Annotated in this window: 24 protein-coding genes; 10 read left to right on the top strand and 14 right to left on the bottom strand. The window is 56.6% G+C overall.

All coding sequences use genetic code 11. The features are described from left to right. Positions 1-66: 66 nt before the first annotated feature. Positions 67-1,221: a molecular chaperone DnaJ gene (gene dnaJ, locus AC2FLJ_RS17445; RefSeq protein WP_282119766.1), complete on the bottom strand. Its 1,155-nt coding sequence runs from the start codon at positions 1,219-1,221 to the stop codon at positions 67-69. Positions 1,222-1,295: 74 nt separating this feature from the next. Next, on the bottom strand, positions 1,296-3,206 hold the full coding sequence (dnaK, locus tag AC2FLJ_RS17450; protein WP_496706950.1) for a molecular chaperone DnaK: 1,911 nt from the start codon (positions 3,204-3,206) through the stop codon (positions 1,296-1,298). Positions 3,207-3,418: 212 nt separating this feature from the next. Between dnaK and AC2FLJ_RS17455 the strand changes: the two genes are divergently transcribed. After that, positions 3,419-4,021: an alpha-ketoglutarate-dependent dioxygenase AlkB family protein gene (locus AC2FLJ_RS17455; protein ID WP_496706951.1), complete on the top strand. Its 603-nt coding sequence runs from the start codon at positions 3,419-3,421 to the stop codon at positions 4,019-4,021. Here the strand turns inward: AC2FLJ_RS17455 and AC2FLJ_RS17460 are convergent. Continuing rightward, complete coding sequence (locus AC2FLJ_RS17460) at positions 4,018-4,839, bottom strand: ABC transporter permease (protein ID WP_282170611.1); 822 nt, start codon at positions 4,837-4,839, stop codon at positions 4,018-4,020. The two genes, AC2FLJ_RS17455 and AC2FLJ_RS17460, sit on opposite strands and share 4 nt — an antisense overlap. A 123-nt stretch (positions 4,840-4,962) precedes the next feature. Between AC2FLJ_RS17460 and cysQ the strand changes: the two genes are divergently transcribed. From cysQ to AC2FLJ_RS17495, 7 genes are all read left to right on the top strand, one after another. Then, positions 4,963-5,760, top strand: a complete 798-nt coding sequence (gene cysQ / locus AC2FLJ_RS17465; RefSeq protein WP_496697539.1) for a 3'(2'),5'-bisphosphate nucleotidase CysQ — start codon at positions 4,963-4,965, stop codon at positions 5,758-5,760. Then, positions 5,760-6,560 (top strand): 3-deoxy-manno-octulosonate cytidylyltransferase, encoded by an 801-nt coding sequence (locus AC2FLJ_RS17470; RefSeq protein ID WP_496706953.1) that lies wholly within the window; start codon positions 5,760-5,762, stop codon positions 6,558-6,560. Before cysQ ends, AC2FLJ_RS17470 begins: the two co-directional genes overlap by 1 nt. 68 nt (positions 6,561-6,628) lie before the next feature. Next, a complete protein-coding gene (gene galE / locus AC2FLJ_RS17475) occupies positions 6,629-7,612 on the top strand; it encodes a UDP-glucose 4-epimerase GalE (RefSeq protein ID WP_496706954.1) in 984 nt (327 codons plus the stop codon). Between the two features lie 7 nt (positions 7,613-7,619). After that, positions 7,620-8,678 carry a glycosyltransferase family 2 protein gene (locus AC2FLJ_RS17480; protein WP_496706955.1) on the top strand — a complete coding sequence of 353 codons (1,059 nt, stop codon included), beginning with the start codon at positions 7,620-7,622 and terminating at the stop codon, positions 8,676-8,678. A gap of 147 nt (positions 8,679-8,825) precedes the next feature. After that, positions 8,826-9,812, top strand: coding sequence for a glycosyltransferase family 2 protein (locus tag AC2FLJ_RS17485; RefSeq protein ID WP_496706957.1), 987 nt, complete (start codon positions 8,826-8,828; stop codon positions 9,810-9,812). Next, positions 9,809-11,509 carry a DUF5927 domain-containing protein gene (locus AC2FLJ_RS17490; protein ID WP_496706959.1) on the top strand — a complete coding sequence of 567 codons (1,701 nt, stop codon included), beginning with the start codon at positions 9,809-9,811 and terminating at the stop codon, positions 11,507-11,509. Before AC2FLJ_RS17485 ends, AC2FLJ_RS17490 begins: the two co-directional genes overlap by 4 nt. Before the next feature lie 6 nt (positions 11,510-11,515). Then, positions 11,516-12,961 carry a nodulation protein NodH gene (locus AC2FLJ_RS17495; RefSeq protein WP_496706960.1) on the top strand — a complete coding sequence of 482 codons (1,446 nt, stop codon included), beginning with the start codon at positions 11,516-11,518 and terminating at the stop codon, positions 12,959-12,961. On the opposite strand, the gene AC2FLJ_RS17500 is transcribed toward AC2FLJ_RS17495, so the two are convergent. From AC2FLJ_RS17500 to hslO, 8 genes are all read right to left on the bottom strand, one after another. Then, a complete protein-coding gene (locus tag AC2FLJ_RS17500; RefSeq protein WP_496697551.1) occupies positions 12,945-13,463 on the bottom strand; it encodes a L,D-transpeptidase family protein in 519 nt (172 codons plus the stop codon). The genes AC2FLJ_RS17495 and AC2FLJ_RS17500 overlap by 17 nt on opposite strands. 57 nt (positions 13,464-13,520) lie before the next feature. Continuing rightward, positions 13,521-14,306: an ion transporter gene (locus tag AC2FLJ_RS17505; protein ID WP_472722519.1), complete on the bottom strand. Its 786-nt coding sequence runs from the start codon at positions 14,304-14,306 to the stop codon at positions 13,521-13,523. 21 nt (positions 14,307-14,327) lie between these two features. Continuing rightward, positions 14,328-15,551: a class I SAM-dependent RNA methyltransferase gene (locus tag AC2FLJ_RS17510; RefSeq protein WP_496706962.1), complete on the bottom strand. Its 1,224-nt coding sequence runs from the start codon at positions 15,549-15,551 to the stop codon at positions 14,328-14,330. Between the two features lie 39 nt (positions 15,552-15,590). Beyond that, entirely contained in the window at positions 15,591-17,423 is a 1,833-nt protein-coding gene (locus AC2FLJ_RS17515; RefSeq protein WP_496706964.1) for an ABC transporter ATP-binding protein, read from the bottom strand. Then, positions 17,420-19,258 (bottom strand): ABC transporter ATP-binding protein, encoded by a 1,839-nt coding sequence (locus AC2FLJ_RS17520; RefSeq protein ID WP_496706966.1) that lies wholly within the window; start codon positions 19,256-19,258, stop codon positions 17,420-17,422. Before AC2FLJ_RS17520 ends, AC2FLJ_RS17515 begins: the two co-directional genes overlap by 4 nt. Before the next feature lie 190 nt (positions 19,259-19,448). Then, a complete protein-coding gene (locus AC2FLJ_RS17525; RefSeq protein WP_496697558.1) occupies positions 19,449-20,603 on the bottom strand; it encodes a CCA tRNA nucleotidyltransferase in 1,155 nt (384 codons plus the stop codon). After that, entirely contained in the window at positions 20,600-21,205 is a 606-nt protein-coding gene (locus tag AC2FLJ_RS17530; protein ID WP_496697560.1) for a CoA pyrophosphatase, read from the bottom strand. The genes AC2FLJ_RS17525 and AC2FLJ_RS17530 overlap by 4 nt, the downstream gene beginning before the upstream one ends. After that, complete coding sequence (gene hslO / locus AC2FLJ_RS17535; RefSeq protein WP_472722514.1) at positions 21,189-22,166, bottom strand: Hsp33 family molecular chaperone HslO; 978 nt, start codon at positions 22,164-22,166, stop codon at positions 21,189-21,191. Before hslO ends, AC2FLJ_RS17530 begins: the two co-directional genes overlap by 17 nt. 76 nt (positions 22,167-22,242) lie before the next feature. On the opposite strand from hslO, the gene AC2FLJ_RS17540 reads away from it, so the two are divergent. Further along, positions 22,243-22,686 carry an NUDIX hydrolase gene (locus AC2FLJ_RS17540; RefSeq protein WP_058275119.1) on the top strand — a complete coding sequence of 148 codons (444 nt, stop codon included), beginning with the start codon at positions 22,243-22,245 and terminating at the stop codon, positions 22,684-22,686. On the opposite strand, the gene AC2FLJ_RS17545 is transcribed toward AC2FLJ_RS17540, so the two are convergent. Then, positions 22,683-23,954, bottom strand: a complete 1,272-nt coding sequence (locus AC2FLJ_RS17545) for a PP2C family protein-serine/threonine phosphatase (RefSeq protein WP_496697564.1) — start codon at positions 23,952-23,954, stop codon at positions 22,683-22,685. The genes AC2FLJ_RS17540 and AC2FLJ_RS17545 overlap by 4 nt on opposite strands. 151 nt (positions 23,955-24,105) lie before the next feature. Between AC2FLJ_RS17545 and AC2FLJ_RS17550 the strand changes: the two genes are divergently transcribed. Continuing rightward, the gene (locus tag AC2FLJ_RS17550; protein WP_496697566.1) at positions 24,106-24,429 is read left to right on the top strand and encodes an Hpt domain-containing protein; all 324 of its coding nucleotides are present in this window, start codon (positions 24,106-24,108) and stop codon (positions 24,427-24,429) included. 109 nt (positions 24,430-24,538) lie between these two features. Here AC2FLJ_RS17550 and ilvA read toward each other — a convergent pair whose 3' ends face one another. Beyond that, complete coding sequence (gene ilvA, locus AC2FLJ_RS17555; protein ID WP_496697568.1) at positions 24,539-25,765, bottom strand: threonine ammonia-lyase IlvA; 1,227 nt, start codon at positions 25,763-25,765, stop codon at positions 24,539-24,541. Between the two features lie 58 nt (positions 25,766-25,823). Continuing rightward, positions 25,824-26,528, bottom strand: a complete 705-nt coding sequence (locus tag AC2FLJ_RS17560; protein WP_282170597.1) for a hypothetical protein — start codon at positions 26,526-26,528, stop codon at positions 25,824-25,826. Between the last annotated feature and the right edge of the window lie 174 nt (positions 26,529-26,702).

Here is a 26,702-nt window from a genome sequence, read left to right on the forward strand (position 1 = left end):
GGACTTATGAAATGCAAAAGCCGGCCTCAACGGACCGGCTTCTGTTTGATGTTCAGGTGTGCAGGTTCAGCCCTTCATACCGTCCCAAAATGACTTGACGGACGAGAAAAAGCTTTTTGATTCCGGATGGTTATCTTCGCCCAGATCGTCGAACTCACGCAGCAGCTCTTTTTGACGGCTGGTCAGATTGACCGGGGTTTCGACGGCCAGTTCGATGAACATATCGCCAACGCCACCGCCGCGAAGGGCGGGCATGCCTTTGCTGCGCAAGCGCATCTGACGTCCTGACTGACTGCCAGCCGGAATTTGCACGCGACCACGGCCACCGTCGATGGTGGGCACTTCGATCGAACCGCCCAGCGCTGCCTTAGCCATGCTGACCGGAACGCGGCAATACAGGTTTACGCTGTCGCGCTCGAACAGCTTGTGGTCCGAAACTTCGACAAAAATATACAGGTCGCCCGGAGGACCACCGCGCATCCCGGCCTCACCTTCGCCCGCAAGACGGATGCGTGTGCCGGTTTCGACACCAGCCGGAATGTTGACCGACAGCGCGCGTTCTTTTTCGACGCGCCCGGCGCCGCCGCATGATTTACAGGGGTTCTTGATAATTTGACCCAGACCCGAACAAGTCGGACACGACCGTTCAACTGTGAAAAAGCCCTGTTGCGCCCGCACTTTTCCCATGCCCGAACAGGTCGGGCAGGTTGTGGGCTCAACCCCGCCTTCCGCACCCGAGCCGTCACAGGCCGAGCAGGCCACGGCAGCAGGCACGTTGATCGTCTTTTGCAGGCCAGAGAATGCTTCTTCCAAGCTTACACGCAGGTTGTAACGCAGGTCTGACCCGCGCGCGGCCCGTCGACCACCCCCGGTAGCACCGCGCTGACCACCCATAAAATCGCCGAACAGGTCATCGAACACGTCCGAGAAGGCACTGGAGAAATCGCCCTGTCCGCCAAATCCGCCGCCGGGACGGCCACCGCCGCCCATACCGTTTTCAAACGCGGCATGACCAAAACGGTCATACGCGGCCTTTTTTTCGGCATCGCGCAAGACGTCGTAAGCTTCGTTCGCTTCTTTGAACTGAGCCTCGGAATCCGGGTTGTCCTTGTTACGGTCGGGATGCAATTCCTTGGCTTTCGTGCGAAAACCTTTCTTGATCTCGTCCGCTGATGCGCCCTTGGACACGCCGAGCACATCATAGTAGTCGCGTTTTGACATCAGTATTTCCTTCTGCCGCAACGTAATCGGGCCGGCCCGGTGACCGGACCGGCCCGAATTGGCCCGGTTTCCCGTTACTTACGCTTTTCGTCGTCAAGATCTTCGAATTCGGCATCGACGATATCGTCTTCACCAGCCGGATCAGCATCCGCCGCCGCAGGCTCATCCTCGGTCTCTTCAGACTGCGCCTTGTAGATGGCTTCGCCCAGCTTCATGGCGGCTTCGGTCACGTTCTGAATGCCTGACTTGATCTTGTCGGCATTCTCGGTTTCCAGCTCGTCCTTCAGCGCGACAATCGCCAGCTCGATGGCTTCGATAGTGGTCGGGTCGACCTTGTCGGCATGCTCTTCCATCGACTTCTCGGTCGAGTGGATGAGGCTTTCTGCCTGGTTCTTCGCCTCGATCAACTCGCGGCGTTCCTTGTCCGCCTCGGCGTTCTCTTCGGCGTCCTTGACCATCTTGTCGATATCTTCGTCCGACAGACCACCCGATGCCTGGATGGTGATCTTCTGCTCTTTGCCGGTGCCTTTGTCCTTGGCCGAAACCGAGACAATGCCGTTGGCGTCGATGTCAAAAGTCACCTCGATCTGAGGCATGCCGCGCGGTGCGGGCGGGATATCTTCAAGGTTGAACTGACCGAGGATCTTGTTATCCGCAGCCATTTCGCGCTCACCCTGGAAACAGCGGATGGTCACAGCGTTCTGGTTGTCTTCGGCGGTCGAGAAGACCTGAGATTTTTTCGTCGGGATCGTGGTGTTACGGTCGATAAGACGAGTGAACACGCCACCAAGCGTCTCGATACCCAGCGAAAGCGGGGTTACGTCCAGCAGAACCACGTCTTTGACGTCACCCTGCAGAACACCGGCCTGAATGGCGGCGCCCATGGCAACAACTTCGTCCGGGTTCACACCCTTGTGCGGTTCTTTGCCAAAGAATTTGGTGACCTCTTCGATCACCTTCGGCATGCGGGTCATACCACCGACCAGAACAACCTCATCAATGTCGCCTGCCGACAGACCCGCGTCTTTCAATGCGGCCTGACAGGGTTTCATCGACTTCTTGATCAGATCGCCGACCAGCGATTCCAGCTTGGCACGGGTCAGTTTCATGACCATGTGCAGCGGCTGACCGTTGGCGCCCATCGAGATGAACGGCTGGTTGATCTCGGTCTGCGAGGTCGAGGACAGTTCGATCTTGGCTTTTTCCGCGGCTTCTTTCAGACGCTGCAGGGCCATCTTGTCGCTGGACAGATCGACACCGTGTTCCTTTTTGAACTCATCCGCCAAGTAGTTGACGATGCGCATGTCAAAGTCTTCACCACCCAGGAAGGTGTCGCCATTGGTCGATTTGACTTCGAACAGCCCGTCGTCGATTTCCAGAATGGTCACGTCGAACGTACCACCACCAAGGTCATAGACCGCGATGGTTTGGGTTTCTTCTTTGTCCAGACCATAGGCCAGCGCAGCCGCTGTCGGTTCGTTGATGATCCGCAGCACTTCTAGACCGGCGATTTTGCCTGCATCTTTGGTCGCCTGACGCTGAGCGTCATTGAAATACGCGGGAACGGTGATGACCGCCTGCGTAACTTCTTCACCCAGATAGCTTTCTGCGGTTTCCTTCATCTTGCCCAGAGTGAAGGCCGAAATCTGGCTTGGGGAGTATTTTTCACCGCGAGCTTCCACCCACGCGTCACCGTTGCCGCCATCCACGATGGCGTACGGCACCATTTTCTTGTCCTTCTGGACTTCTGCATCATCCACACGACGACCGATCAGACGCTTGACGCCAAAGATCGTGTTGTCGGGGTTGGTGACCGCCTGACGTTTTGCAGGCTGACCGACCAGACGCTCATCTTCGGTGAAGGCGACGATCGAGGGCGTGGTCCGCGCCCCTTCTGCGTTTTCAATGACCTTTGGCTGAGAGCCGTCCATGATGGCCACACACGAGTTGGTGGTGCCGAGGTCAATACCGATTACTTTTCCCATATGTTCAATCCCTTTCTCTTCAAGGCGATGTCGCGAGGTCCGGACCCGTTATGGCATCCGGTCCCGATCTGGTTTGCGCAACAGCACTACACCATCGCGCGTCCCGGCGTATATAAGGGCGAGATCAGAGGCCTGCAAGCGGTGTAAAAGGCAGGTTTTCGGGAATCTGCGGCCTTTTTGACAAGGTTTTGGCAAGGATTGGGGAATCTTCAATGGCGCGGCTGCACTTGCGCGGATTTGACATCAGAAAAGCCTATCTGGACGTTGCGGCACAAACGCAACTGATTGAGGCGTTGCGCCCGATTCTGAAATCGGCGCCGCTGTTCCGGCCGGTTACGCCCTCGGGCAAGGAAATGTCGGTGCGCATGACCTCAGCCGGAGCGTTTGGTTGGGTCACTGACAAAGGGGGCTACCGATATCAGGCGCAGCACCCTAAAGGAATGGTGTGGCCCGACATTCCTGATACGATACTGGGCATCTGGCGCAAGCTTGCCAGTACCCAACGCGATCCGGATTGCTGTCTGATCAACTATTACGGCGAAGGTGCGCGCATGGGGCTGCATCAAGACAAGGACGAGGCCGATTTCTCCTGGCCTGTCCTGTCGATATCCCTGGGCGACGATGCCCTTTTCCGCATCGGAAACGAAACCCGGGGCGGCAAGACCGAGTCGATCTGGCTGAACTCCGGCGACGTCGTGGTTATGGGCGGCCCCGCCCGCCTGACCTATCACGGGGTAGACCGCATCCGTTTCGGTTCATCCAAGCTGTTGCCCAAAGGCGGGCGGATCAACCTGACCCTACGGGTGGCGAGTTAGCGGCGCGCCCCCCAACTGGCCGACACATGCTGGCGGGTGTAAAAAATCCCCAGCAATCCAATTGTCAGCAAGGCCAACCCAACCCAAAGCGCGTATTCCCAACTGGAGTTACGTGGATAGTAGTTACGAAAGACAAAGCCACGGCATTGGTCAATTATGTGAAACAACGGGTTCCAGGCAAAGAAACTCAGCAAGAAGCCACCCAGCGCATTCCCTACAACCATTTTGCCCGAAAAAATCATGTTCATGCGTCGGTACAAGTTTCTGAGAATATCAGCAGTCCCGGGGAACCACGGTTTGAGCGCCATGAAAACAACACCCACCGCACATCCCGTAAACCAGGCCAGGATCAGCATATAGAACGCGCCGCCGGGCTCTTGGATCTCCAGCGGCTCAATTATGACGCTGTAGGCGAAGAGGATCACAAGGATCGAAACCAATTGCGTATAAAGCGATCCGAAAGCGGTCGCCAACAACGCGACCATCATATTCATCGGAGAGTGCAGCATCATCGGGTTGTTTCCTGTAGCCACGCCAGCGACGGTCGAGACGGCTTTGATGTGAGTCAGGAACAGAAACACACCTGATAAGAGAAACAGGATAAAGTTACCCCGGATCTTGGCCACTCGTGTGCCCAACATCGACAAGATCAGATAAAAAACGGTCACAAGTGCGAGAATTTGCACGATATTGATGATGATCGCGATCACGGCATTCGCGTGTTTTGATCGTATCCCGTGCACAACCGCATGATAGATAAGCTCAGCGGTCGTGAAAGCGCTGCCCAAAAGCGTCTGTTTTCGCTTAAAATAAAACACTCAGTACACTCTTTCCCGCTGAACTGCCTGCAAACTGCCACGAAATTCTTGCCGTTCCGTAACCGCCGCATCATAAGGCCCACAAGGATTTCGATCAACAAACTACAGCAACGGAGCATTTTTGTGACCTACGACGCCCTTATTCCCGTAATCAGACGTCTGGCGCTGGAAGCCGGGGACACGATCATGCGGATCTACGAGGCGGATGATTTCGACGTCAAAGTCAAATCCGACGCCAGCCCCGTGACCGAAGCGGACGAGGCAGCCGATGCCCTGATATCGGCAGGCTTGCGCGCCGCGTTCCCGGATATTCTGCTGGTGACCGAAGAACAGGCCGCATCACATTCCGTAAAAGGCGACACATTCCTGATCGTCGATCCGCTGGACGGCACCAAGGAATTCATCAACCGGCGCGGTGATTTCACGGTGAACATCGCATTGGTCGAAAACGGAGTGCCAACTCGGGGCGTTGTGTATGCACCGGCCAAGGGGCGCATGTTCTACACGCAAGCAGACGGTCAATCGGTTGAAGAAACCGGCGCGCTTAACAAGGCACAGGCCGGTGACGTAACCCCGATTTCGGTGTCTGAACCAAACAATTCGGCACTTTTGATCGTCGCGTCAAAATCACACCGCGATCAGGCGACCGAAGATTACATCAATAAATATCAGGTCAAGGACAGCAAAAGCGCGGGCTCGTCCCTGAAATTCTGTCTGGTCGCAACAGGGGAAGCGGACCTCTATCCCCGCGTCGGGCGCACGATGGAGTGGGACACAGCCGCCGGTCACGCCGTTTTGGCGGGTGCGGGCGGTAAGGTTGTTCGTTTCGATGACCACTCGACATTGACCTACGGCAAGGACGGCTATGCAAACCCGTTCTTTATCGCCTACGCTCCGGGCGTTGACCTGATGGAGGCCTGATGTCCGTATTGATTGCCATCCCCGCCCGCTATGCCTCGACCCGCTACCCTGGCAAGCCGCTGGTTCCGCTGACCGGGGCAAGCGGCAACGCGATGACCCTGATCGAACGATCGTGGCGCGCCGCCTGTTCTGTGTCAGGTGTGGACAAGGTGGTTGTCGCCACCGATGACGACCGAATCCGCGACGTGGCCGAGCGGTTCGGGGCCGAGGTGGTAATGACATCCGAGACCTGCGGTAACGGCACCGAGCGCTGCGCCGAGGCCCATACTGCGCTGGGTGCGGGCTACGAGATCGTGGTGAACCTGCAAGGGGATGCACCACTGACACCACATTGGTTTGTCGAAGACCTGATCGCCGGTCTGCGCGCCGCGCCCGATGCCGGGGTCACAACGCCAGTTCTGCGTTGTGACGGAGATGCTTTGAACAGCCTGCTGAATGATCGTAAAAACGGACGGGTCGGCGGCACAACAGCCGTATTTGCCACCGATCACAGCGCAATGTATTTCTCGAAAGAAGTCGTGCCTTTTACTGCCGAAACTTTTGCTGGCCCCGAACCGACACCGGTGTTTCACCATGTCGGCGTCTACGCCTATCGCCCCGATGCGCTGTCAGCCTATCCAACCTGGCCAGTGGGACCTTTGGAGCAATTGGAAGGGCTGGAACAGCTGCGCTTCATGGAAAATGGTCGCAAGGTTCTGTGCGTTGAGGTGGAGGCGAAGGGCCGCCAATTCTGGGAATTGAACAACCCACAAGATGTGCCGAAACTCGAAGAGATGATGGCCGCTATGGGGTTAGATTGACCCATTTTCACCTTAACCCCTTGCAAGACGGCGTCTAACCGGGCGTGGCACCGCAATTTGGAACGATCATGAAAAATATTCTTGTCACTGGCGGTGCCGGGTACATTGGATCTCATGCCTGTAAGGCGCTTTCTCAAGCCGGTTACACGCCTGTGACCTTCGACAATCTCGTTACCGGCTGGCAAGACGCGGTGAAGTTTGGTCCGTTCGAACAGGGCGATCTGCTGGATCGTGCTCGACTGGATGAGGTGTTCGCCAAATACGAACCCGTGGCCGTAATGCACTTTGCTGCCCTCAGCCAAGTGGGTGAGGCCATGTCCGAGCCCGGCAAATACTGGTCCAACAACGTGACCGGTTCGCTGAATTTGATCGAAGCCACGGTGGCCGCCGGATGTGAGAACTTTGTATTCTCGTCCACCTGCGCCACCTATGGCGAGCATGACAATGTGGTGCTGGACGAAGACACGCCGCAACTGCCGCTGAACGCATACGGCGCCTCAAAACGTGCCATCGAAGATATCCTGCGCGATTTCGAGGCCGCGCACGGGCTGAACCACGTGATCTTCCGGTATTTCAACGTGGCCGGTGCCGACCCTGATGGCGAGGTGGGCGAGTTCCACCGCCCGGAAACCCACCTTGTGCCGCTGATGCTGGACGCCATCGACGGCAAGCGCGACGGGCTGACCGTTTTTGGGACGGACTACGAAACACCAGACGGCACCTGCATCCGCGATTATGTACATGTTTGCGATCTGGTCGATGCTCACGTTTTGGGATTGAACTGGTTGGAAAAAGGCAAAGACAGCCGCGTGTTCAACCTGGGCACCGGATCGGGGTTTTCGGTGATGGAGGTGATCAGCCACTCCAACGCCGTCACCAACCGCGACGTACCTTATGCAATCGGACCGCGCCGGGCTGGAGATTGCACAAAGTTGGTCTCTGGTTCTGTGCGCGCTGGCGAGGAACTTGGCTGGTCGCCCAAAAGGTCCACATTAGAGACGATGATTGCCGATGCGTGGCGCTGGCATCAGAACGGTCACTACGAAAAATGAGCCTGTTGTGACTGGTACAGGGGAAGATACGCTTCCGCCCATCTCATGGGTGCAAATGTACAAGTTGCGGCTAAAACGACAGCGGTTGTTGTGGCGGTCCTTTCGCAGCCGCCATCAATTGTCCAGTCTGAGCGACCGCACGGCGAACATCATTCCCGGTGGCATTCTGGCTTTCACTACGCTGCGCAATGAAATCACCCGCCTGCCCTGGTTCCTGCGCCATTATCGTGCATTGGGGGTTGATCACTTTCTGATCGTCGACAACGACAGCGACGATGGCTCGGTGCCCTTTCTCAAGGAACAGCCGGACGTGTCACTGTGGCAGACCCGGGACAGCTATCGCACGTCGCGCTATGGGCTGGATTGGCTGACTTGGTTGCAAATGCACTATGGGCACCACCACTGGACTCTGATGGTCGATGCGGATGAGTTGTTGATTTACCCCGATCATGACACCCGGCCCCTACCGGACCTGACGAAATGGTTAGATGATCAGGGACGTGTAGCGTTTGGCGCGCTGATGCTGGATCTTTATCCCAATGGCCCGCTGGGGGAACAAGGCTATGCTCCTGAAACCGACCCGACCGAGGTGGTGAGTTGGTTTGATGCCGCCCCCTACCGGGCACAGCGGCAAAGCCCGCTGGGCAACCTTTGGGTGCAGGGCGGCGCGCGCGAGCGTATGTTCTTTGCCGACGCCCCACGCCGATCCCCGACGCTTAACAAAATCCCGTTGGTCCGGTGGTCGCGGCGCTACGCCTATGTGAATTCGTGCCATTCCGCATTGCCACGACATCTGAACGCCAGTTACGGAGGGCCCGGCGGCACAGCACCATCTGGTGTCTTGTTACACACCAAATTCCTGCCCGAAGTTGTGGAAAAATCAAAGATCGAGAAAGAGCGCCGGCAACACTTTCACGATCCCGAACAGTTTGCAGACTACTATGACGGCATCACGGATCACCCGGTCATGTGGGTGCCAGAGTCCAAGCGATACACCGGTTGGAACTCATTGCAGCAACTGGGTCTGATGGGAACAATTGATTGGGAAAGCCACAACTCAAACTAACGGTTTTTAAAGTCGTTGCTTCGAAAGATGGAAAAATGGCATAAAACGGCAATTGTCCGGTACCACTCTGGCTTGTACAGCCTCCGGGCACGCTCGCGTAAATAACAAAGGTTGGGCAGTCGCGTGGGCCTATTGGATTCATACCGAATGAGATTGCGGCGCAAGCGCCGTATATTGCGTTGCCTTCGAAAGCGGCGCGACCTTGTTCCCGTTTCCGTAAATACAAATTCGATAACACGGAAAGACGTCCTGCTAGTCAGCGTCATACGGAATGAGAAAATTCGCCTGCCGTATTTTCTGACCTACTACCGGCAGCTGGGCATCAACCATTTTCTGTTCGTTGATAACGCCAGCAATGACGGATCACTGGAATATCTGGCGGGTCAACCCGATGTGTCGGTCTGGCGCGCTGATGCAAGCTATAGGCGTGCGTCGTTTGGGGTGGACTGGACAAACTATCTATTGCGCAAATATGCGCACCGCCACTGGGTTCTGACCGTCGACCCGGACGAGTTCTTTATTTACCCGTTCTGCGACACACGGCCTATCCCTGCCCTTACCGATTGGCTGGACGGCTGCTCTGTGCGCAGCTTCAGCGCAATGCTGATCGACATGTATCCCGAAGGGCCGGTCGAAGACGCCATCTATTCCGAGGGGCAAAACCCGTTCGAAATCGCCAAATGGTTTGATGCAGGAAATTATACGATCACAAAGAACCCGACCTACGGAAATCTCTGGATTCAAGGCGGACCCCGCGCGCGTGTGTTCTTTAAGGACACGCCGAAAAAAGCGCCTGCGCTGAACAAGATTCCGTTGGTGAAATGGGACAAGCGCTATGTCTATGTCAGCTCGACCCATGCGCTGCTGCCACGCGGATTGAACCAGGTGTTTGATGAATGGGGTGGCGAAAAAACAAGCGGTGCGTTGTTGCACGCCAAACTCATCAGCACATTGGGCGAGAAGGCCCAGGAAGAGATGGAGCGCGGCCAGCATTACCGCAGCTCTGGGGAATATCGCGCCTATGCCGAACATTTGGCGGACATGCCCGAGTTCTGGTGCGACAAGTCCGAAGCTTATATCAATTGGCGACAACTTGAGATTTTAGGCCTCATGTCAAAAGGAAACTGGGCATGAGCAATCTGGGCATCATTATGCTGGTTCACACCGCGCTGAACCGTGCCGGGCAAGTGGCCCGCCACTGGACGTCTTCGGGGTGCCCGGTGGTGATCCATATGGACCGCAAAGTGCCAAACAATGTCTATGCGGAATTCGTTGCCGCCTGTGCGAATGACCCGCTGATCCGGTTTTCTGACCGTCATGTCTGCAACTGGGGGGGGTGGGGCATCGTTGCCGCCTCGCAGTCTGCCGCCGCACTGATGCTTGAAACATTTCCCGATGTCCGCCATGTTTTCCTGACTTCAGGATCCTGTCTTCCTTTGCGGCCAGTGGATGAACTGGTCAATTACCTCTCGGACAGGCCGCGCGTGGATTTCATCGAAAGCGCCACTACCTCTGATGTAAGCTGGACCATCGGAGGCTTGGATCAGGAACGCTTTACCCTGAGATTTCCGTTCTCGTGGCGAAAGAACCGCAAACTGTTTGACGCCTATGTGAAACTGCAACGCGCGTTGCGCATCCGACGCCACATACCCGAAGGGCTTGTACCGCATATGGGTAGCCAGTGGTGGTGTCTGACCCGCCAAACCCTGTCGGCTATATTGCAGGATCCAAAGCGCGAGACCTATGATCGGTATTTTCGGCGCGTCTGGATACCTGACGAAAGTTACTTCCAGACGCTGGCGCGCCTGTATTCCACCCATATCGAAAGCCGGTCTCTGACACTGTCCAAGTTCGACTATCAGGGTCGTCCGCATATTTTCTATGACGATCACCTGCAGCTACTGCGCAGGTCCGATTGTTTTGTTGCCCGCAAAGCCTGGCCCAACGCGGATCGACTGTATCAGGCTTTTCTGACCGATCAGGCAGGCGCCATGAAACCCACAGAGCCCAACCCAAGCAAAATTGACCGGGTGTTTTCCAAAGCGGTCGAACGGCGCACACGTGGGCGTGACGGGTTGTACATGCAAAGCCGGTTTCCACGGCACGGCAACGAAAACGGGCTGACGTCCTCTCCGTATTCGGTTTTTCAGGGCTTTTCCGAAGTGTTCGAAGATTTTGAACCCTGGTTGAGCAACATCACTGGCGCGCGTGTCCACGGGCATCTGTTTGACCCGAAGCGCGCTGAATTCGCCGGCGGAGAAACCATCGTCAACGGCGGCCTCAGCGATTGCGCAAAGCTGCGGGACTACAACCCAACGGCTTTCCTTTCGAACCTGATATGGAACACGCGTGGCGAAAAACAGTGTTTTCAGTTCGGCCCCGCTGACACACAAGAGATCAACTGGCTCTTGGCTCGGGACAAGAATGCGCTGATTTCCGTCATAACCGGGGCCTGGGCAATCCCGCTGTTTAGATCAAACCTGAACTTTGCCGATATCCGCGCCGAGGCCGCCCGGCTGCAGCAGATCGAAACCAAACAACTGGAAATCCTTTCTTCTGTCTGGACCAAGGCGCGGGTTCGCAGGTGGACGTTGGCAGAATTCGTTGAATCTCCGGTCGAGCCTTTACAGACCGCGGTCGAGGATACCGGAACCACCCAAACCAGCCACCTGACCGAAGCGCCAAAAATGGTGGATCTGTCCGGGTTTGGCCAGTTCCTGCAAAACCTGAAGAACCAGGGCATGCACCCTTATCTCATGGGCGATTTCCCACCGGACGACAGCTTTGCGGACCGGGTCCGGCCATATCGAAAACCCTATCTGGTGCAGTAAAGATAAATGACGCCCCAATTTGACTACTTTATCATTCTTGCAGCCATGCGGACCGGTTCCAACTTGCTAGAGGCGAACCTGAACGCCATCGAAGGGGTCACCAGCTATGGCGAGGCGTTCAATCCCCATTTCATCGGGCGCTTAAAATCCGACACCCTGCTGGGCATCTCGGTGGAAGAGCGGGATCGTGACCCTTCTACATTGCTTGAGGCAATCCGGCAGGCACCAGGAGAACTGAACGGGTTTCGCCTTTTTCAGGAACATGATCCACGTGTGTTAGAACCTGCTTTGGGCGATCCGCGTTGCGCCAAGATCATTCTGACCCGAAACCCTCTGGACAGTTTCATCTCGTTGAAGATTGCGCGCGAAACCAAGCAGTGGCAGCTGAAAAACATTAAGCGTCGTCGTGAAGCACAGGTCGAATTCGATGCCGAAGCGTTCATGAAATACCTGAACCGGCAGCATGAATATCACCTGATGCTGTCGCAGCGTTTGCAGCAAAGCGGCCAGACCCCATTTTACATTGCTTATGAAGACCTGAACCAGGTGCACTTGTTGAATGGTCTTGCCGCTTGGCTGGGTGTGTCCGGCAGGCTGTCGGCAATCGACGAAACACTCAAACCGCAAAACCCCGGGCCGGCGCTGGCGAAAGTGACGAACCCCGATGAGATGGAGCAGGCGTTGTCACAGATCGACAGCTTCAACCTGCACAGCACTCCGAATTTCGAACCACGCCGACGTCCATTGGTTGCGAATTACGTTGCCGCACCAAAGACGCCGCTGATGTACATGCCCATCCGCGGGGGAATGGAAAGTCCGGTAACAAGGTGGATGGCCGCGCTGGACCATGTTGATGTTGAACAATTGCTGACCAATCAGAACAGGAAACAGACGCGTCAGTGGTTTCTTTCCAATCCCGGGCATCGAAAGTTCGCCGTGCTGCAACACCCATTGGCGCGCGCGCATCGGGCCTTTTGCAGACATATCCTCAACACAGGTTCCGGCGCCTATCCGAAAATCCGACACGTCCTGCGCAACCGGTTAAAGATTCCGATCCCCGGACAATTGCGTGATGGCAATTACCCGGTTGAGCAGCATTACGAGGCGTTTTCCGCTTTCCTGACATTCCTGCGCCAGAACCTTGCCCAACAGACAGCCATACGCGTGGATGCGGCATGGTGCAGTCAGTCGCAGGCCCTTGAGGGGATGGCGCCCTTCGCATTGCCCGACCTGATCCTGAGAGAGGATGAGGTCACGACAGCCCTGCCCGACCTGGCGCGCCGGATGGGGCACAGCACACCGCCCCTACCCGAACTCAGTGAACCGGATACCCCGTTCACTCTTGCTGAGATTTATGACGACAAACTGGAAACGCTGGTCGCCCAGGCGTACCAGCGTGACTATATGCAGTTCGGATTTGGGCCCTGGAAACCGATTAGGGGCGCAGAGTAATCAGCGTTCCCCGGTTTACCATTGAATAGATCTCTTCGATCTCGTCATTCTTGACGGCGATGCAGCCCGCAGTCCAATCCGACGTCTTTTTGGCGCGCTTACGCTCTTTGCGACGGTTCGGTTGTCCGTGGATAAAGATATCGCCGCCGGGATCAACACCCATGGCCTTCGCCTTCGCGACATCCTCAGAATTCGGGTACGAGATCCCCAGCGACAGATGATAGCGGCTATTGGGATTGCGCCGATCGATCAGGTAGCTGCCTTCCGGCGTACGCCCATCGCCTCGCTTTGCTTTGGTGCCGTTGGGCGCAAATCCAAGATCAACCCTGTATTCTTTCAGGATCTTATCATTGTGCAGAAGATATAGTTTCCGCGAGCCCTTGTTGATGACCAGAGAGGTCACTTCGGGTCCGTTGTAAGTTAGAATTCTGGGGTTGGCCGAGGCACAAGCTGAGAGGCTCAGCGTTGCCATTGCACCCAATCCAAATGCTCGACGATCCATGTTCACTGCCTGCTGCTCTTTTTTTCTGTATTATGCCAGAAAATGTGAAAACTGAAATCACTTTTTGATGTTTTGCTGCTCTGTCAGGCGACGTTCGATGCTTTCAAGCCGCTCCAGCACTTCGTCACGATAGGCATCGGTTTTGACTTCGTCCTCGGCATGGTGCGCGTCTTGCATCGAATTCACGATCAGACCAACCAGCAGGTTTACCACCGCAAAAGTGGTCACCATGATGAATGGCACAAAGAACAGCCAGGCGTAAGGATAGATCTCCATTACCGGGCGCACGATCCCCATGGACCAGCTTTCCAGCGTCATGATCTGGAACAGCGTATAGGCTGAAAGGCCCAGATCGCCGAACCAGTCCGGGAAAGTCTGCGAGAACAGTTTGGTTGAAATCACCGCACCGATGTAAAACAGGATCGCCATAAGAAGGAACACGCTGGCCATGCCGGGCAAGGCCGAAATGAAACCTTCAACCACGCGGCGCAGGCGTGGCGCGACCGAGATGACACGCAGAACCCGCAAAATCCGCAATGCCCGCAGCACCGACAGACCGGACCCACCCGGTACAAGAGCAATGCCGACAATCACAAAATCAAAGACATTCCAGCCGTTGGTAAAAAACCTGCGCCCTGTAGCCAGCAGTTTAATCGCAATTTCAACAACGAAAATGGTCAGGCAAAGGCTGTCCAATGTTACGATCAATGGACCTGCAATTTCCATAAGGGTGGGTGATGTCTCCATCCCCAGCAGCACGGCGTTGAAGATGATGACACCGGTAATGAACTTCCCGAAAGCTGGTGCTTCGATAAGGGTCAGCAGGCGTTGGGTGATCCCCATTCGGGTAGTCTCCTGTAAGTCTTAAGGGTTCAGGGTGAACCGTGCCGCAAGTTCGGTGTGTGACGACCATCGAAATTGGTCAACAACCTGTACCCATTCAAGGGTGTAGCCCACATTAACGAGAATTTTCGCATCGCGGGCGAAGGTCACCGGGTTGCAGGACACATAAGCAACCACCGGGCGCAGGGCCTGCGCCAGTTCGGTCACTTGCGCCTCGGCCCCGGCGCGTGGCGGGTCGATCACCACAGCATCAAAAGACTTTAGCTCATCCGGCATCAGCGGTCGCCGAAACAGGTCTCGTGCTTCGGTCGTTACCCGTTTGAGGCCCTGCGCCCTGCGCCACCCCTGATCCAGCGCTTGCGTCATCGCCGCTTCGCCCTCGACGGCGTGAACCTCGGCCTCCTCTGCCAGGGGCAAAGAGAATGTGCCGCTGCCGGCAAACAGATCCACAATGCGTTTGGAACCGCCCACAGCTTCGGAAACGGCCTTAAACAGAGCATGTTCTCCGTCCTTTGTCGCCTGCAGAAACGCGCCGGGCGGCGGAACAACATTTGCCTGACCAAAACGCTGACCGGGTGGCTGGCGCATGGCAATTACTTCACCATCCCAGCTGAGCCGGGCAAGACCGTGTTTCTCGGTCGCTTGTGCCAAAGCCAGCTCTAGCGGGCCGTCCAGCGGTTTGCCGCCTTTGACCGCCACATCAAGCCCGGCTTCGGACAAGGTTAGCGTCACCGCCAACACGCCTTTACGGCTGCCACCCAGAATCGCCAGTGCTTCGGCCACCGGAATGGCCGCGATCAAGGCCGGGTCGAGCAAATGGCAATCTAGGATCTCAGTGATCGTGTCTGACGCTCGGCCATGGAAACCGGCCAGAGTGCCCTTTTTGGTCCGTCGTACCGCGATCGTCGCGCGACGGCGGGACCGTTCTGGCGACGTATGGATCGGGCGCATCGACGCCTCCAACCCCTGCGCGGCCAGCGCGGTACGCACCACTTCGACTTTCCAATCTGCGACGAATCCATCTGCCGCGTGCTGCAACTGGCATCCACCACAGGACTTGTAGTGACGACACGGTGCCTTGATCCGCTGGTCCGAGGGCGTCTCGACGCGGATATCTGTCAGAAATTGATCCAGCAGCGTGCCGCTGACGACCTCACCCGGCAAGGTGCGCGGAGCGTAAACGGGGCCATCAGCGATGCCGTCGCCTTGATGACCAAGGCGGGTAATAGTGTAGGTTTGCGTCATGGGGTGCCTGATACCGGGGCTTGGCCGGCAACAAAACCCTTATTCCGCAGCTTCAGCCTGAATGAACCCGCCTGACTGACGATGCCAGAACCGGGCATATAGCCCGCCCTGGTCCAACAACGCGTCATGTGTGCCGGTTTCCACGATACGCCCTTGGTCCAGGACAATAATCCGGTCCATCTCGCTGAGTGTGGACAGACGGTGCGCGATAGCCAGAACCGTCTTGCCTTGCATCACCCGATGCAAAGCCGTCTGGATCGAGGCCTCAACCTCGGAATCCAGTGCCGAGGTTGCCTCATCCAGCACCAATATAGGCGCATCCTTCAAAATGGCGCGCGCCAGCGCAATCCGCTGTCGCTGGCCACCGCTAAGCTTCACTCCGCGCTCGCCCAGATGTGCGTCATAGCCGGTGCGGCCGTGGGCATCCTGAAGGCCGAGGATGAATTCATGCGCCTCGGCCTTTTTTGCCGCCTCGAACATTTCCTCTTCCGAGGCGTCTGGACGACCGTAAAGAATATTCTCCCGCGCAGACCGATTGAACATCGCGGTTTCCTGCGTGACCATGCCGATCTGACGGCGCAAGCTGTCCTGCGTTACTCCGGATACGTCCTGACCATCTATCAAGATCGTGCCCTTTTCACCATCGTACAGGCGCAACAGCAGCGAAACCAAGGTTGATTTCCCTGCCCCCGAAGCGCCGACAATGCCCAGTTTCTCACCGGGGTGCACGGTCATGTTCAGGCCTGATACACCGCCAACATCCCGACCGTAAGCAAAGCTGACATGGTCAAAGGTGATCTGGCCTTCGGGCACGGACAACTCCGCCGCGCCCGTTTGATCCTCGACCCGTTCGCGCTTGGCCAGCGTATTCATGCCGTTCTCGATCTCACCCACATTGGCGTAAAGACCCATGAGGGTGAAGCTGACCCAGCCAGTCATCTGGGCAATGCGGATGGAAATGGCACCTGCGGCCACAATGTCACCGGCTGTCGCAGACCCCGCTTGCCACAGCCACAGCGTTGCACCTATCAGCAAAACCGGCAGAACCCCGGCCAACAGCATCAAGATAAAGCGGAAACTGGCCGACAGGCTTCCGAACGCCAACATCTTTTCACGCAGATCAACCATGGAATTTCGCGCGGCGTGATCTTCGAATTCCGAATGGGCGAACAGTTTAACGGTCTTGATATTTGTGATCGTGTCGACAACTTGCCCGGACACCATCGCGCGAGCGCCTGCCCGCGCCGCTGAGCGTTTACGGATGCGCGGCAGATACCAACGGACAAGCAAGAAATACACGACCAGCCAAGCCGCAAATGGCAGCATAACCAGCGGATGAATAGACCCTAACAAAAGTAATGAGCCCGCCAGCGAGGCCAAGGCAAACACGATCGCACTGATCGTCTCGGATACCACCGACGCCATCGCGTTGGATGTTTGCATCTGCTTCTGCGCGATCCGCCCGGCAAAATCGTCGTCGAAATATGTGACCGACTGGCCCAACGTCCACCGGTTCAGCTTGGCCAGAACCAACGGCGTGATATTGGGCATGACGATATAGTTGTTGGTCAACGACGAAAGCCCGAACAGGGCTGGCCGCAGTAGCATGAAAAACGCAACGACCCCAAGGATCATCCAGACGTTGTTGGCGGTCAGAAAGTTCTCGGGTCCGCTTGTGGTTGCTGCATCAATGACCAGGCCCAGCATCCACGCAGTGCCCGCCTCCATCGCACCCGCAGTAGCCGAGAAAAACGCTGCGACGAAGATCATTGGCCATGCGCCAGACAGGCACCAGCGAATGAACGCCCCCAGCGTTTGCGGCGGGGGCGTTTCGATGTTCTTGAACGGATTTATGAGGTCGGCAATCCTCATTCAGCGGCCTCCGGATTCAGGAAGCCCCCAGATTGCCGCGCCCAGAACTGGGCGTAAAGCCCACCTTGCGCCAACAGTTCGGAATGGCCGCCTTCTTCAACGATCCGACCACCATCCATGACCAAAAAACGGTCCATCTGCGCGATGGTGCTCAGCCGGTGGGCGATGGCGATCACGGTTTTTCCTTGCATCATACCGTAGAGAGTTTCCTGAATTGACGCTTCGACCTCGGAATCTAGAGCGGATGTCGCCTCGTCCAACAGCAAAATGGGTGCGTCCTTCAGGATCACCCGCGCCAGCGTCACGCGCTGCCGCTGACCGCCGGACAGTTTCACACCCCGCTCGCCCACATGCGCATCATACCCCGTGCGCCCTTCTGGGTCTTGCAGATCAAGGATGAACTCATGCGCCTCAGCCTGTTTGGCGGCGGCGATCATCTGTTCTTCAGTGGCATCGGGGCGACCATAGAGGATGTTGTCACGCACCGACCGATGCAACAGGGCGCTGTCCTGCTGAACCATACCGATATGGCTGCGCAAACTGTCCTGCGTGACCCTGGAAATGTCCTGACCGTCAATCAGGATCGCGCCCTGTTCAACGTCGTAAAACCGCAAAAGCAACTTAACTAGGGTCGATTTTCCCGCACCGGACCGCCCGATCAGACCGATCTTTTCGCCCGGATTGAGGGTCAGATTGATGTGATCCAGCCCGCCGGTCTTGCGACCGTAATGGTGTGACAGATCACGGATGTCGATCTGACCCTTGCTCAGCTGCAATGGCTTGGCATTCGGCACATCCAACAGGTCAACGGGCTGGGCAATGGTCTGCATGCCTTCGGCCACGACACCAAGTTGACGGAAGAAGCTGGTCAGCGCCCACATGATCCATCCAGTCATCGCGTTCAGTCGTAGGGTCAAAGCAGTCGCCGCCGCAACGACACCCACAGATGCACTCCCTTGCATCCACAGGGAAATGGCCCAACCAACCACGCCGACGATCAGCAAACCGTTCAGAGCGACCAGTACCGCATCCATTATGGTGAAAATCCGCATTTCGACCTGAAAGGTACGACGCGTTTCTTCAATGGCTTCGCGGGCATAGTCCAGCTCTTGTTCCTTATGGGCGAACATCTTGACCGAATGGATGTTGGTATAGCTGTCCACCACCCGACCCGTCACAGCCGAGCGCGCATCGGACGCAGCCTGCGAAGCCGGACCGACCCTTTTCACCGTCCAGCGCACCAGTATGGCGTAAAGCGCAAACCAGATCAGCAGTGGCAACAGCAACCGTGGATCCGCCGCCATCAACAGGATCGCCGCGCCAATCAGATAGGCGATCGAAAATGAGATGGCGTCAAACACCTGAAACACAGCCTCGCCTGCGGCAGGCGGCGTTTGCATGATCCGGTTGGCAATCCGACCGGCAAAGTCATTTTCGAACCACCCAACGGATTGGCGCAGAACGTGTTTGTGGGCACGCCAGCGGATCAGGGTGCCAAAGTTCGGCAGGATCGTGTTGTTTAACAACAGCACATCCACGACATGCAGCATCGGGCGCAGCAGCAGCACAAACGCCGCGACCAGGATAAATTCGGTGCCGTGGTTCTGCCAGACCTCGGCCGGAGGGCCCGACAGCAGGTCAACCACTCGGCCCATGTAGTAAATCAGGCCAACTTCAACTGCCGCAACAACGACAGAGATTAAACCAGCCCAGAAGAACACCCGCATGAAAGGTTGCGAGTAATCCAGCATGAATGGCCACAACCGCGTCGGCGGCGTGTCGGCTTCCTTGTAGGCAACAAAAGGGTCAACGAGGTTTTCGAAATAGCGAAACATGGAGAGTGCTCCGGTTGAGCAAAAAGTAAGTCATGCGAAGAAAGATGGCGTCAGAACACCACCCTTACGGGTCAAAGTGTTCCAGCCTTAGCTGTCCCAGATCCCGTAATACATTCGCATCCCTCCATTCATGTGACAGGGGCAAATAATCATAAACTCTTTTACTTGTCATCCCCTTTTGAGACTTCCTTTATCCGCCAAGCAGATCTTCGCGGCCCAGTGTGAACCCCGAGGCGATCCACTTCGCCTCAAGATCGGCCAGTTTCTTGCCCAGCGCAGGACCGGTGAACTCGGGGATCAGATCGGTTGCCTTAATCGGGAAGGTCGCGCCCGCACCAACGTGGAGATCGTGTTTTATCGAGTCTAACCAAGGCATTTCCAAAAAAGAACATCGCAACAGCGCTTCGTGCAGCCCGTCTGCTTCACCGTACCGAAATCCCAATTCGGCAAAGCTGGCCGGGCTGGACGCCTCATCCCGCATTCGGGTCAGGCGCTGCAATTGCGCGCGGCTCAGGCGCAGGGTTTTTGCGACTTCCGGCGGTGCAATTGCCGCCAGTCGCCGCACCGGTTCCGGATCAGCGCCTGCCTGCTGTTCCAATGCAATCAACGGGGCCAATGCACGATCATCAGCACCCGGCAATAGTTGCACCAGTACTCCGGCGCTGCGCATTGCGGCGACGGACGGCGCGGGGTCTGGTGCGCCCAGAAGCTTCAAAAGCTCAGCGCCCACGCGTTCGCGCGACAAGCCGGCCAGCCCGTCCAGGTTGGACGCAATGGCGGCGAGAGCGTCGGGATCGAACCCTGCCTCGACATCGCCATACCAGGCGTGAAACCGGAAATAGCGCAGCGAACGCAGATAATCCTCGCGAATGCGGTTCGCCGCAGTGCCGATGAACCGGACGCGGCGCGCTTGCAGGTCTGGCAAACCGTTCAGAGGGTCCAAGATTGTCCCGTCGGGCCGTGCATATATCGCGTTCATCGTGAAATCGCGACGTGCGGCATCCTCTTCGACCTTGTCGGAAAAGGCGACGACGGCGCGACGGCCATCCGTTTCAACATCACGGCGAAAGGTAGTGATCTCATGCGGGATACCCTGACTAACCACGGTGATTGTGCCGTGATCAATCCCTGTGGGTATGGCCTTAAGCCCTGCTTTCTGCGCCAGCTCTACCACTGTGTCGGGCCGCGCATTTGTGGCGATGTCGATATCCGATACCGTGGCGCCCAACAGCGCGTTACGTACACATCCACCCACAAACAAGGCTTGGTACCCGGAATCGGTTAGGGCAGCACAGACCCGTTGTGTTGCCGGTTCCGTCACCCAGTCTTCTGTGATTTGCGTCATTCGTTGATCCGTGCTGCCAATCCCCGCAAAATTCGGGCTGTTGCGCCCCAGATGTAATAAGGGCCGAATGGTACCGTGAAGTAATACCGCCTTTGTCCGCGCCAGCGGCGCGATTCAACGATATAATTCGCAGGGTTGAGCACATGTGCAAGTGGAACTGAAAACACCTCGGCCACTTCGCCCGGCTCAGGCACGGGTTGGAAAGGTTTCCGCAGGATCGCCACCACAGGTGTGACGGTGAATGAGGTCACTGTTTCATGCGTCGGTAGGTGGCCAAGAATTTCCGGCATTTCCTGCGGCAGTCCGATCTCTTCGCGCGCCTCACGCAATGCAGTGGCAGTCACGTCCGCATCGCCGTTATCCTGCTTACCACCTGGGAACGCTATCTGCCCCGGGTGATGCTTAAGCGCCGAGGATCGCTTGGTCAAAATCAAGCGCGGGGCACCATCTGCTACTGAAATCGGAACCAAAACACCGGCAGGGCGCAGTTTGCGACCCTCAGGTAGGGCAAAATCGGGATTCAGGTCAAAATCACTGGACCCGTTGCCGGGGCGACGCAAGGCCGCCCGCAGCTGATCAGTTGGATCAGGCGTTGTCAGCATCAAATCCGACCGTAGTAGGATCCAGCACGTAATGTGCACCGCAGAACTGACAATCAGCCGTCACGTCGCCTTCGGGCGTGGTCATCTTTTCGATGTCCTTGGCCGAATAGATCGACAGGCTCTGACGAACACGGTCTTCTGAACAGGTACAGCCGAATTGCACTGACTGCGCATCGTATACCCGCGGCTGTTCCTCATGAAACAGCCGGACCAACAGATCCGTGGGTGCAATCGACGGACCGATCAGTTCCAAATCGTCGACCGTATCCAGCAGGATGTTGACGCGGCCCCAGTTTTCACCTTCTTCACCATCGACAAGGTCATCCGCTGTCAGGATGTTTCCGTCGCCCTCGCTGGATGCCACGAAGGGCGAAGCCTTAGGCATGTGCTGCAGCATGACACCACCGGCGCGCCAATGTTCGCCAACGCCGGGTTCGGTCGATTTGCCGAAGCTCAGCGAAAACCGGGTCGGTAACTGTTCCGACTGGGCGAAATACGCCTCGGCACAGGCACTCAGCGACCCACCGGCCAGGGGGGTGATCCCCTGATACGGCTGGGTCCCCTCACCCTGATCGATCATGATGGCAAAATACCCCTCACCCACTTGATCGAACGGCGCACTATCGGTCAGACGGTCGCGGTCAAAGCTGGCATAGGCGCGAATGCGGGCCGACTCCCCCTCTTGCTGAGGCGCATAATAGTCGGTCGCAATCATGCGCACCGGACCTTTAGACTGAACCTGCAGGGACAGCTTCCAGCGCAGCGCTACTGTCTGGCCGATCAATGCGGTCAGCAGGGCCATCTCGGCCACCAGAGCCTCGACCTTTTCTGGATAGTCATGCTGGCTCAGGATGCCATCAAGCACACCATCCAGACGGGCCACGCGGCCGCGCATATCCGATACATCAAGTTGAAAGGGCAGGACGGTGTCGTCCCACGCGATTTTTGTTCCAAGAGACATGGGGTTTCCTTACACGCCACAGGTTGGCATACCGCCAGCATATAGGTCGAACTATTCGGGTTTTAAGGGGCCATACATGATCAGACGGTTTGGTGAAACCCCTCAGGCCGGGCGAACATATACACGCCGGGTGGGTGTTTATGCGTTGCTGCCCCGAGGCCGCAGCCTTTTGCTGACCTGTCAGACAGAACCCGGACCCGATCTGCAATTGCCCGGCGGCGGAATTGATCCGGGCGAATCACCCATCACTGCCCTGCACCGAGAAGTGTTCGAGGAAACCGGCTGGTTGATCGCGTCGCCCCGCCGCATCGGCGCTTTTCGTCGGTTCACTTATATGCCCGAATACGATTTGTGGGCCGAAAAGCTGTGCCATATCTATCGCGCGCGTCCCATCCAGCGCATGGGTCCACCGTCTGAGCCGTTCCATGAAGCCATATGGATGGACACCGCCGATGCGGTCCAATTGCTGGGCAATGACGGAGATCGCCACTTTGCCGGGCTGCATGAACAGCGGCTTTAGTGTCCGTTGTATTCAAAGAAAACAGCCGAAACATCATCATCCATACCTCGGCCAGGTGCCATCGCTTGCGTCAGCCGCCAGAACATATCGTCCAGGAACTCCGTTCCGTTTCGATCCGGCCCGCAATCCAGCGCCATCTGCCGCAAGCCATCCTCGTCCAGCAGGCCACCGTCGGCGAGACTGCATTCTGTGAACCCATCGGAATACAGCAATAGCCTGTCGCCGGGTTGCATGTAGAATTCGGTCCGCTGAAACGTGACGTCCGGTAGCAATCCGATAGGCAACCCGCCTTCGCCCAGAAATTCCGTTCTGCCGTCCTGACATAGCAGCAGCGGGTGCGGGTGCCCGGCCTGTACCATTTTCACATGCCCGTTGCGCAAGTCTACGATGGCATAGACCATCGTGAAGTACTCTTCGATCCCCGTATCCGCCATCAGTCGCGAGTTCAGGGTTTCGGCTACTTCTTCCGGCGGTAGCAGAGCATAAAATTTGTCGAACCGCCGCGCCATCGCCACGTTCTGATCAAAATGATTGCTGGACAGATAGCCCCCCAAGCGTGCAGTCATCATCGCAGACGTGATGCCATGCCCGGACACATCGATACTGTAGAACCCAAGCCTGTTCACACCCGGAGAGAACATCCCCACCAGATCGCCGCCGATATGACCGCAGGGTTTCAGCAACATGCTGACCCGGGACTTGCCGAAATCGCGCGTCAGCTCGGGTACCAGCGATTCCTGTATCTTGCGTGCTTGGATCAGGTCCTTGTCGATCGCGTCATGGGCGACGCGCAGTTCTTCAAGCGCGGTTTCGATCAATTGGTTTTTCTTGGACAATTCGCGCTGCATATCCAGAATACGCGCACCGGCTGATATACGCGCCCGCAGTTCATCCGCCTCAAGCGGTTTGATCAGAAAATCATCCGCACCGGCATCCAGGCCGCGCGCCACTTCTTGCTTTTCGCTTTTGGAGGTCAGCAGGATGAAATAGCTGTATTGCTTGTTGTCCAAGGCGCGGAACGCCTTGCAGAAATCCAGCCCGCTCATCCCAGGCATCACCCAATCGCTGAGGACAAGATCCGGCGGGTCCGACGCACACATTTCAATCGCAACGTCGCCGCTATCGGCCTCAAGCACGTCGAAGCCCCATTTCTTGAGCGAGGCGACCAGAATACGGCGCTGCAGGCGGCTGTCATCGACGACAAGCACCTTTTGGATCACACCAAAATCCAGATCTGATCCACTGTCTGCCTGACTGACCCTCGTCACCTTAACCCTCTACCCAACGGCGCTTATCGGAATGGGAAGACCCTATCGCGCCGCAGTTTAACAATGGGTGAAAGCCGAAATTCATTCCGCTTAACCTGCTCTTTACCGGTTCCGCGATACCAAATCCCCGGGCAGATAAAGCGAGGATGGCATGATCAACTGGTCCAGGGTCCGGCAACTAAGGGACGAGGTTGGCGCAAGTGAGTTTGATGAGGTGGTGCAGATCTTCATTGATGAGGTGAACGAAGCCCTTACCCGGCTTCGAAACGACACCGCCCGCACCGAGTTTGAACAAAACCTGCATTTCGTAAAAGGTAGCGCGCTGAGCCTTGGATTCGAGGCTGTGGCCAAGCTGTGTCAGGACGGGGAACGACAATCGGCACTAGGGGACAGCAAGGCGGTCGACTTTGCCAATATCCTCAGCATTTTTGAACGCTCAACCGCCGAATTTAAGGCGGGGCTCGGCAGTCTTTAGCGAATGTCAGCGTGGCTTCTTCCTGTTCGCGACGCTACATTTCCCGGCAATTCCAGAAATCGAAATGAAGATTGAACAGGCCGGAGAGACACACAAATTGATCGTGGCTTCAGATCACGAACTGCGCCAGCGTTTCGTCTTCGGTAATGTCGGTATAGGTAAAGCCCGCATCATCAAGATGCGCAAACAGGCGCACAAAATTCTCAGGCTTTCGCGTTTCGATACCGATCAGGACGGATCCGAAATTGCGGGCCGATTTTTTCATGTACTCAAAGCGGGCAATATCGTCCTCAGGACCTAGAATGCCCAGAAATTCCTTCAATGCGCCTGGACGTTGTGGCAGGCGGAGGATGAAGTATTTTTTGACGCCCGAATACCTCTGCGCCCGTTCCTTAACCTCGGGCAAGCGTTCGAAATCGAAATTGCCGCCCGAGGTGACGCACACCACGGTCTTACCCCGGATAAAGCTTTGCACGTCGCCCACAGCCTCAACCGCCAGGGCCCCCGCTGGTTCCAGCACGATGCCCTCGACGTTCAGCATTTCGATCATGGTGGTACAGATGCGATCTTCGGACAGAACCAAAACGTCGGACAAATGGCGAGATTTCAACAGCTCAAACGGCTTTTCACCGATCCGACCTACTGCCGCACCGTCGACAAATGTATCTACGTGATCCAGAGCCACCGGATGGCCCGCCGCCAAAGCCGCGCGCAGACAAGCGCCACCCGCCGGCTCCACGAACAGACAATGCGTCCGATCCCCGAACCATGTGGCCACGCCAGACGACATGCCACCACCACCCACTGGCAAGATGACATGATCGGGAACCTGTCCAAGCTGTTCCTCAATCTCAACCGCTAAGGACGCCTGACCTTCGATCACGTCCTCATCATCAAAGGGCGACAGAAAGTACCCACCTTGCTGGGCGCACCAGTCTTGCGCGGCGGCCAGCGTGTCGTCGAAATAGTCTCCGGTCAGGTGGATCTCGATATTGTCGCCGCCGAAAATCCGGGTCTTCTGGATTTTCTGCTGCGGCGTGGTCACAGGCATGAAAATGACACCGCGTACGTTCAGATGTTTGCACATATAGGCAACACCCTGCGCATGATTGCCCGCACTTGCGCAGACGAACAGATCCTGCCCTTGCTGCTTGCGCATGGCATTGAACGCGCCGCGGATCTTATAAGACCGCACCGGGCTGAGATCCTCACGCTTAAGCCAGATATCGGCGCCATAGCGGTCGGACAGATGGGCATTCCGTTGCAACGGCGTTGCCGGAAAAACAGAACGCATCACCTGTTCGGCGGCGCGGGCGCGGGTCATGAAATCGGTCATGAACGTTTCAGTGCCGCATCACCGCCGAAAGGGCAAGGAGTACAAATGTGTACGCGAGTCAGGCGAGTTCGCGCTTTTCGACACAAAGACCGTACATGGTTGTCAGAACGCTCAGGCTTACCATTGCGATCATCCAATTTACGATGGCCTGAAGCGCATACCCTAATAGTGCCGAGAAGACCCCTAAGAACCCTACAACAAGACCAATAGCAAAACCAAACGCGCCCAAAATCGGGAAAACGATAAGAATTGCTGTCGCAATAGGCCGCGTAGCACGCCACGAGTCATCAAATCTGATCGGCTTTCCCACAGCGCTTGCGGGAAGAACCAGGCTCAGACGCTGAGTGACCCAAATAGTAAAAATCAGCCCGACACCCAATAGAACGCCGCCAAACAATGACAGCGATCCTGCTATAAAACCGCCGGCGGCGTAAACAACGGCGAACAATAGGGCTACCATACCTAAGAGGATCAACCCTAACAAAAGACCCCACCCGAAATACCCTAAAATGCGTGAAACATTAAAATCCGGGATTGTCTTTTCTGGATACTCTTCCAGCAGACAGTAGCGATGCCAAGAAACAGCAACCCATAAGGTGGCAATGTAACTCAGAAGCCCAAGCAGCAAGACACCCTCGAACTGACCCTGTCCTCCGGTGACGTATTCCGACCCTTTTACGATGAAAAGCACAACCCCGAACAGGGAAACCGCTATTAACGGGGACGACACTCGCAACGCAGTACCAAAATCATTAAAAATCATGTTAAGCGCGTGCTTAAAAATTCTCCAACCCAACATCCGAAAACTGCCCTCTCAACCAATCCTTGTTTTATAGACGAACGTTTCACCTCAATTCCGGCGCCGGGTCAACGCAGATAACTTGCCCCCGCTCACAAAACCCGTTAGGGGCCAATCGTCTTATGAATAAGGGGAAGT

This window comes from Ruegeria sp. CDSA034 (genome assembly GCF_059612275.1).

Bases quoted from the DNA above. Each gene is read 5' to 3' on its own strand.
- dnaJ (WP_282119766.1), bottom strand. From the start codon at position 1,221: ATGTCAAAACGCGACTACTATGATGTGCTCGGCGTGTCCAAGGGCGCA.
- dnaK (WP_496706950.1), bottom strand. From the start codon at position 3,206: ATGGGAAAAGTAATCGGTATTGACCTCGGCACCACCAACTCGTGTGTG.
- AC2FLJ_RS17455 (WP_496706951.1), top strand. From the start codon at position 3,419: ATGGCGCGGCTGCACTTGCGCGGATTTGACATCAGAAAAGCCTATCTG.
- AC2FLJ_RS17470 (WP_496706953.1), top strand. From the start codon at position 5,760: ATGTCCGTATTGATTGCCATCCCCGCCCGCTATGCCTCGACCCGCTAC.
- galE (WP_496706954.1), top strand. From the start codon at position 6,629: ATGAAAAATATTCTTGTCACTGGCGGTGCCGGGTACATTGGATCTCAT.
- AC2FLJ_RS17485 (WP_496706957.1), top strand. From the start codon at position 8,826: ATGAGATTGCGGCGCAAGCGCCGTATATTGCGTTGCCTTCGAAAGCGG.
- AC2FLJ_RS17490 (WP_496706959.1), top strand. From the start codon at position 9,809: ATGAGCAATCTGGGCATCATTATGCTGGTTCACACCGCGCTGAACCGT.
- AC2FLJ_RS17495 (WP_496706960.1), top strand. From the start codon at position 11,516: ATGACGCCCCAATTTGACTACTTTATCATTCTTGCAGCCATGCGGACC.
- AC2FLJ_RS17500 (WP_496697551.1), bottom strand. From the start codon at position 13,463: ATGGATCGTCGAGCATTTGGATTGGGTGCAATGGCAACGCTGAGCCTC.
- AC2FLJ_RS17505 (WP_472722519.1), bottom strand. From the start codon at position 14,306: ATGGGGATCACCCAACGCCTGCTGACCCTTATCGAAGCACCAGCTTTC.
- AC2FLJ_RS17510 (WP_496706962.1), bottom strand. From the start codon at position 15,551: ATGACGCAAACCTACACTATTACCCGCCTTGGTCATCAAGGCGACGGC.
- AC2FLJ_RS17515 (WP_496706964.1), bottom strand. From the start codon at position 17,423: ATGAGGATTGCCGACCTCATAAATCCGTTCAAGAACATCGAAACGCCC.
- AC2FLJ_RS17520 (WP_496706966.1), bottom strand. From the start codon at position 19,258: ATGTTTCGCTATTTCGAAAACCTCGTTGACCCTTTTGTTGCCTACAAG.
- AC2FLJ_RS17525 (WP_496697558.1), bottom strand. From the start codon at position 20,603: ATGACGCAAATCACAGAAGACTGGGTGACGGAACCGGCAACACAACGG.
- AC2FLJ_RS17530 (WP_496697560.1), bottom strand. From the start codon at position 21,205: ATGCTGACAACGCCTGATCCAACTGATCAGCTGCGGGCGGCCTTGCGT.
- hslO (WP_472722514.1), bottom strand. From the start codon at position 22,166: ATGTCTCTTGGAACAAAAATCGCGTGGGACGACACCGTCCTGCCCTTT.
- AC2FLJ_RS17540 (WP_058275119.1), top strand. From the start codon at position 22,243: ATGATCAGACGGTTTGGTGAAACCCCTCAGGCCGGGCGAACATATACA.
- AC2FLJ_RS17550 (WP_496697566.1), top strand. From the start codon at position 24,106: ATGATCAACTGGTCCAGGGTCCGGCAACTAAGGGACGAGGTTGGCGCA.
- ilvA (WP_496697568.1), bottom strand. From the start codon at position 25,765: ATGACCGATTTCATGACCCGCGCCCGCGCCGCCGAACAGGTGATGCGT.
- AC2FLJ_RS17560 (WP_282170597.1), bottom strand. From the start codon at position 26,528: ATGATTTTTAATGATTTTGGTACTGCGTTGCGAGTGTCGTCCCCGTTA.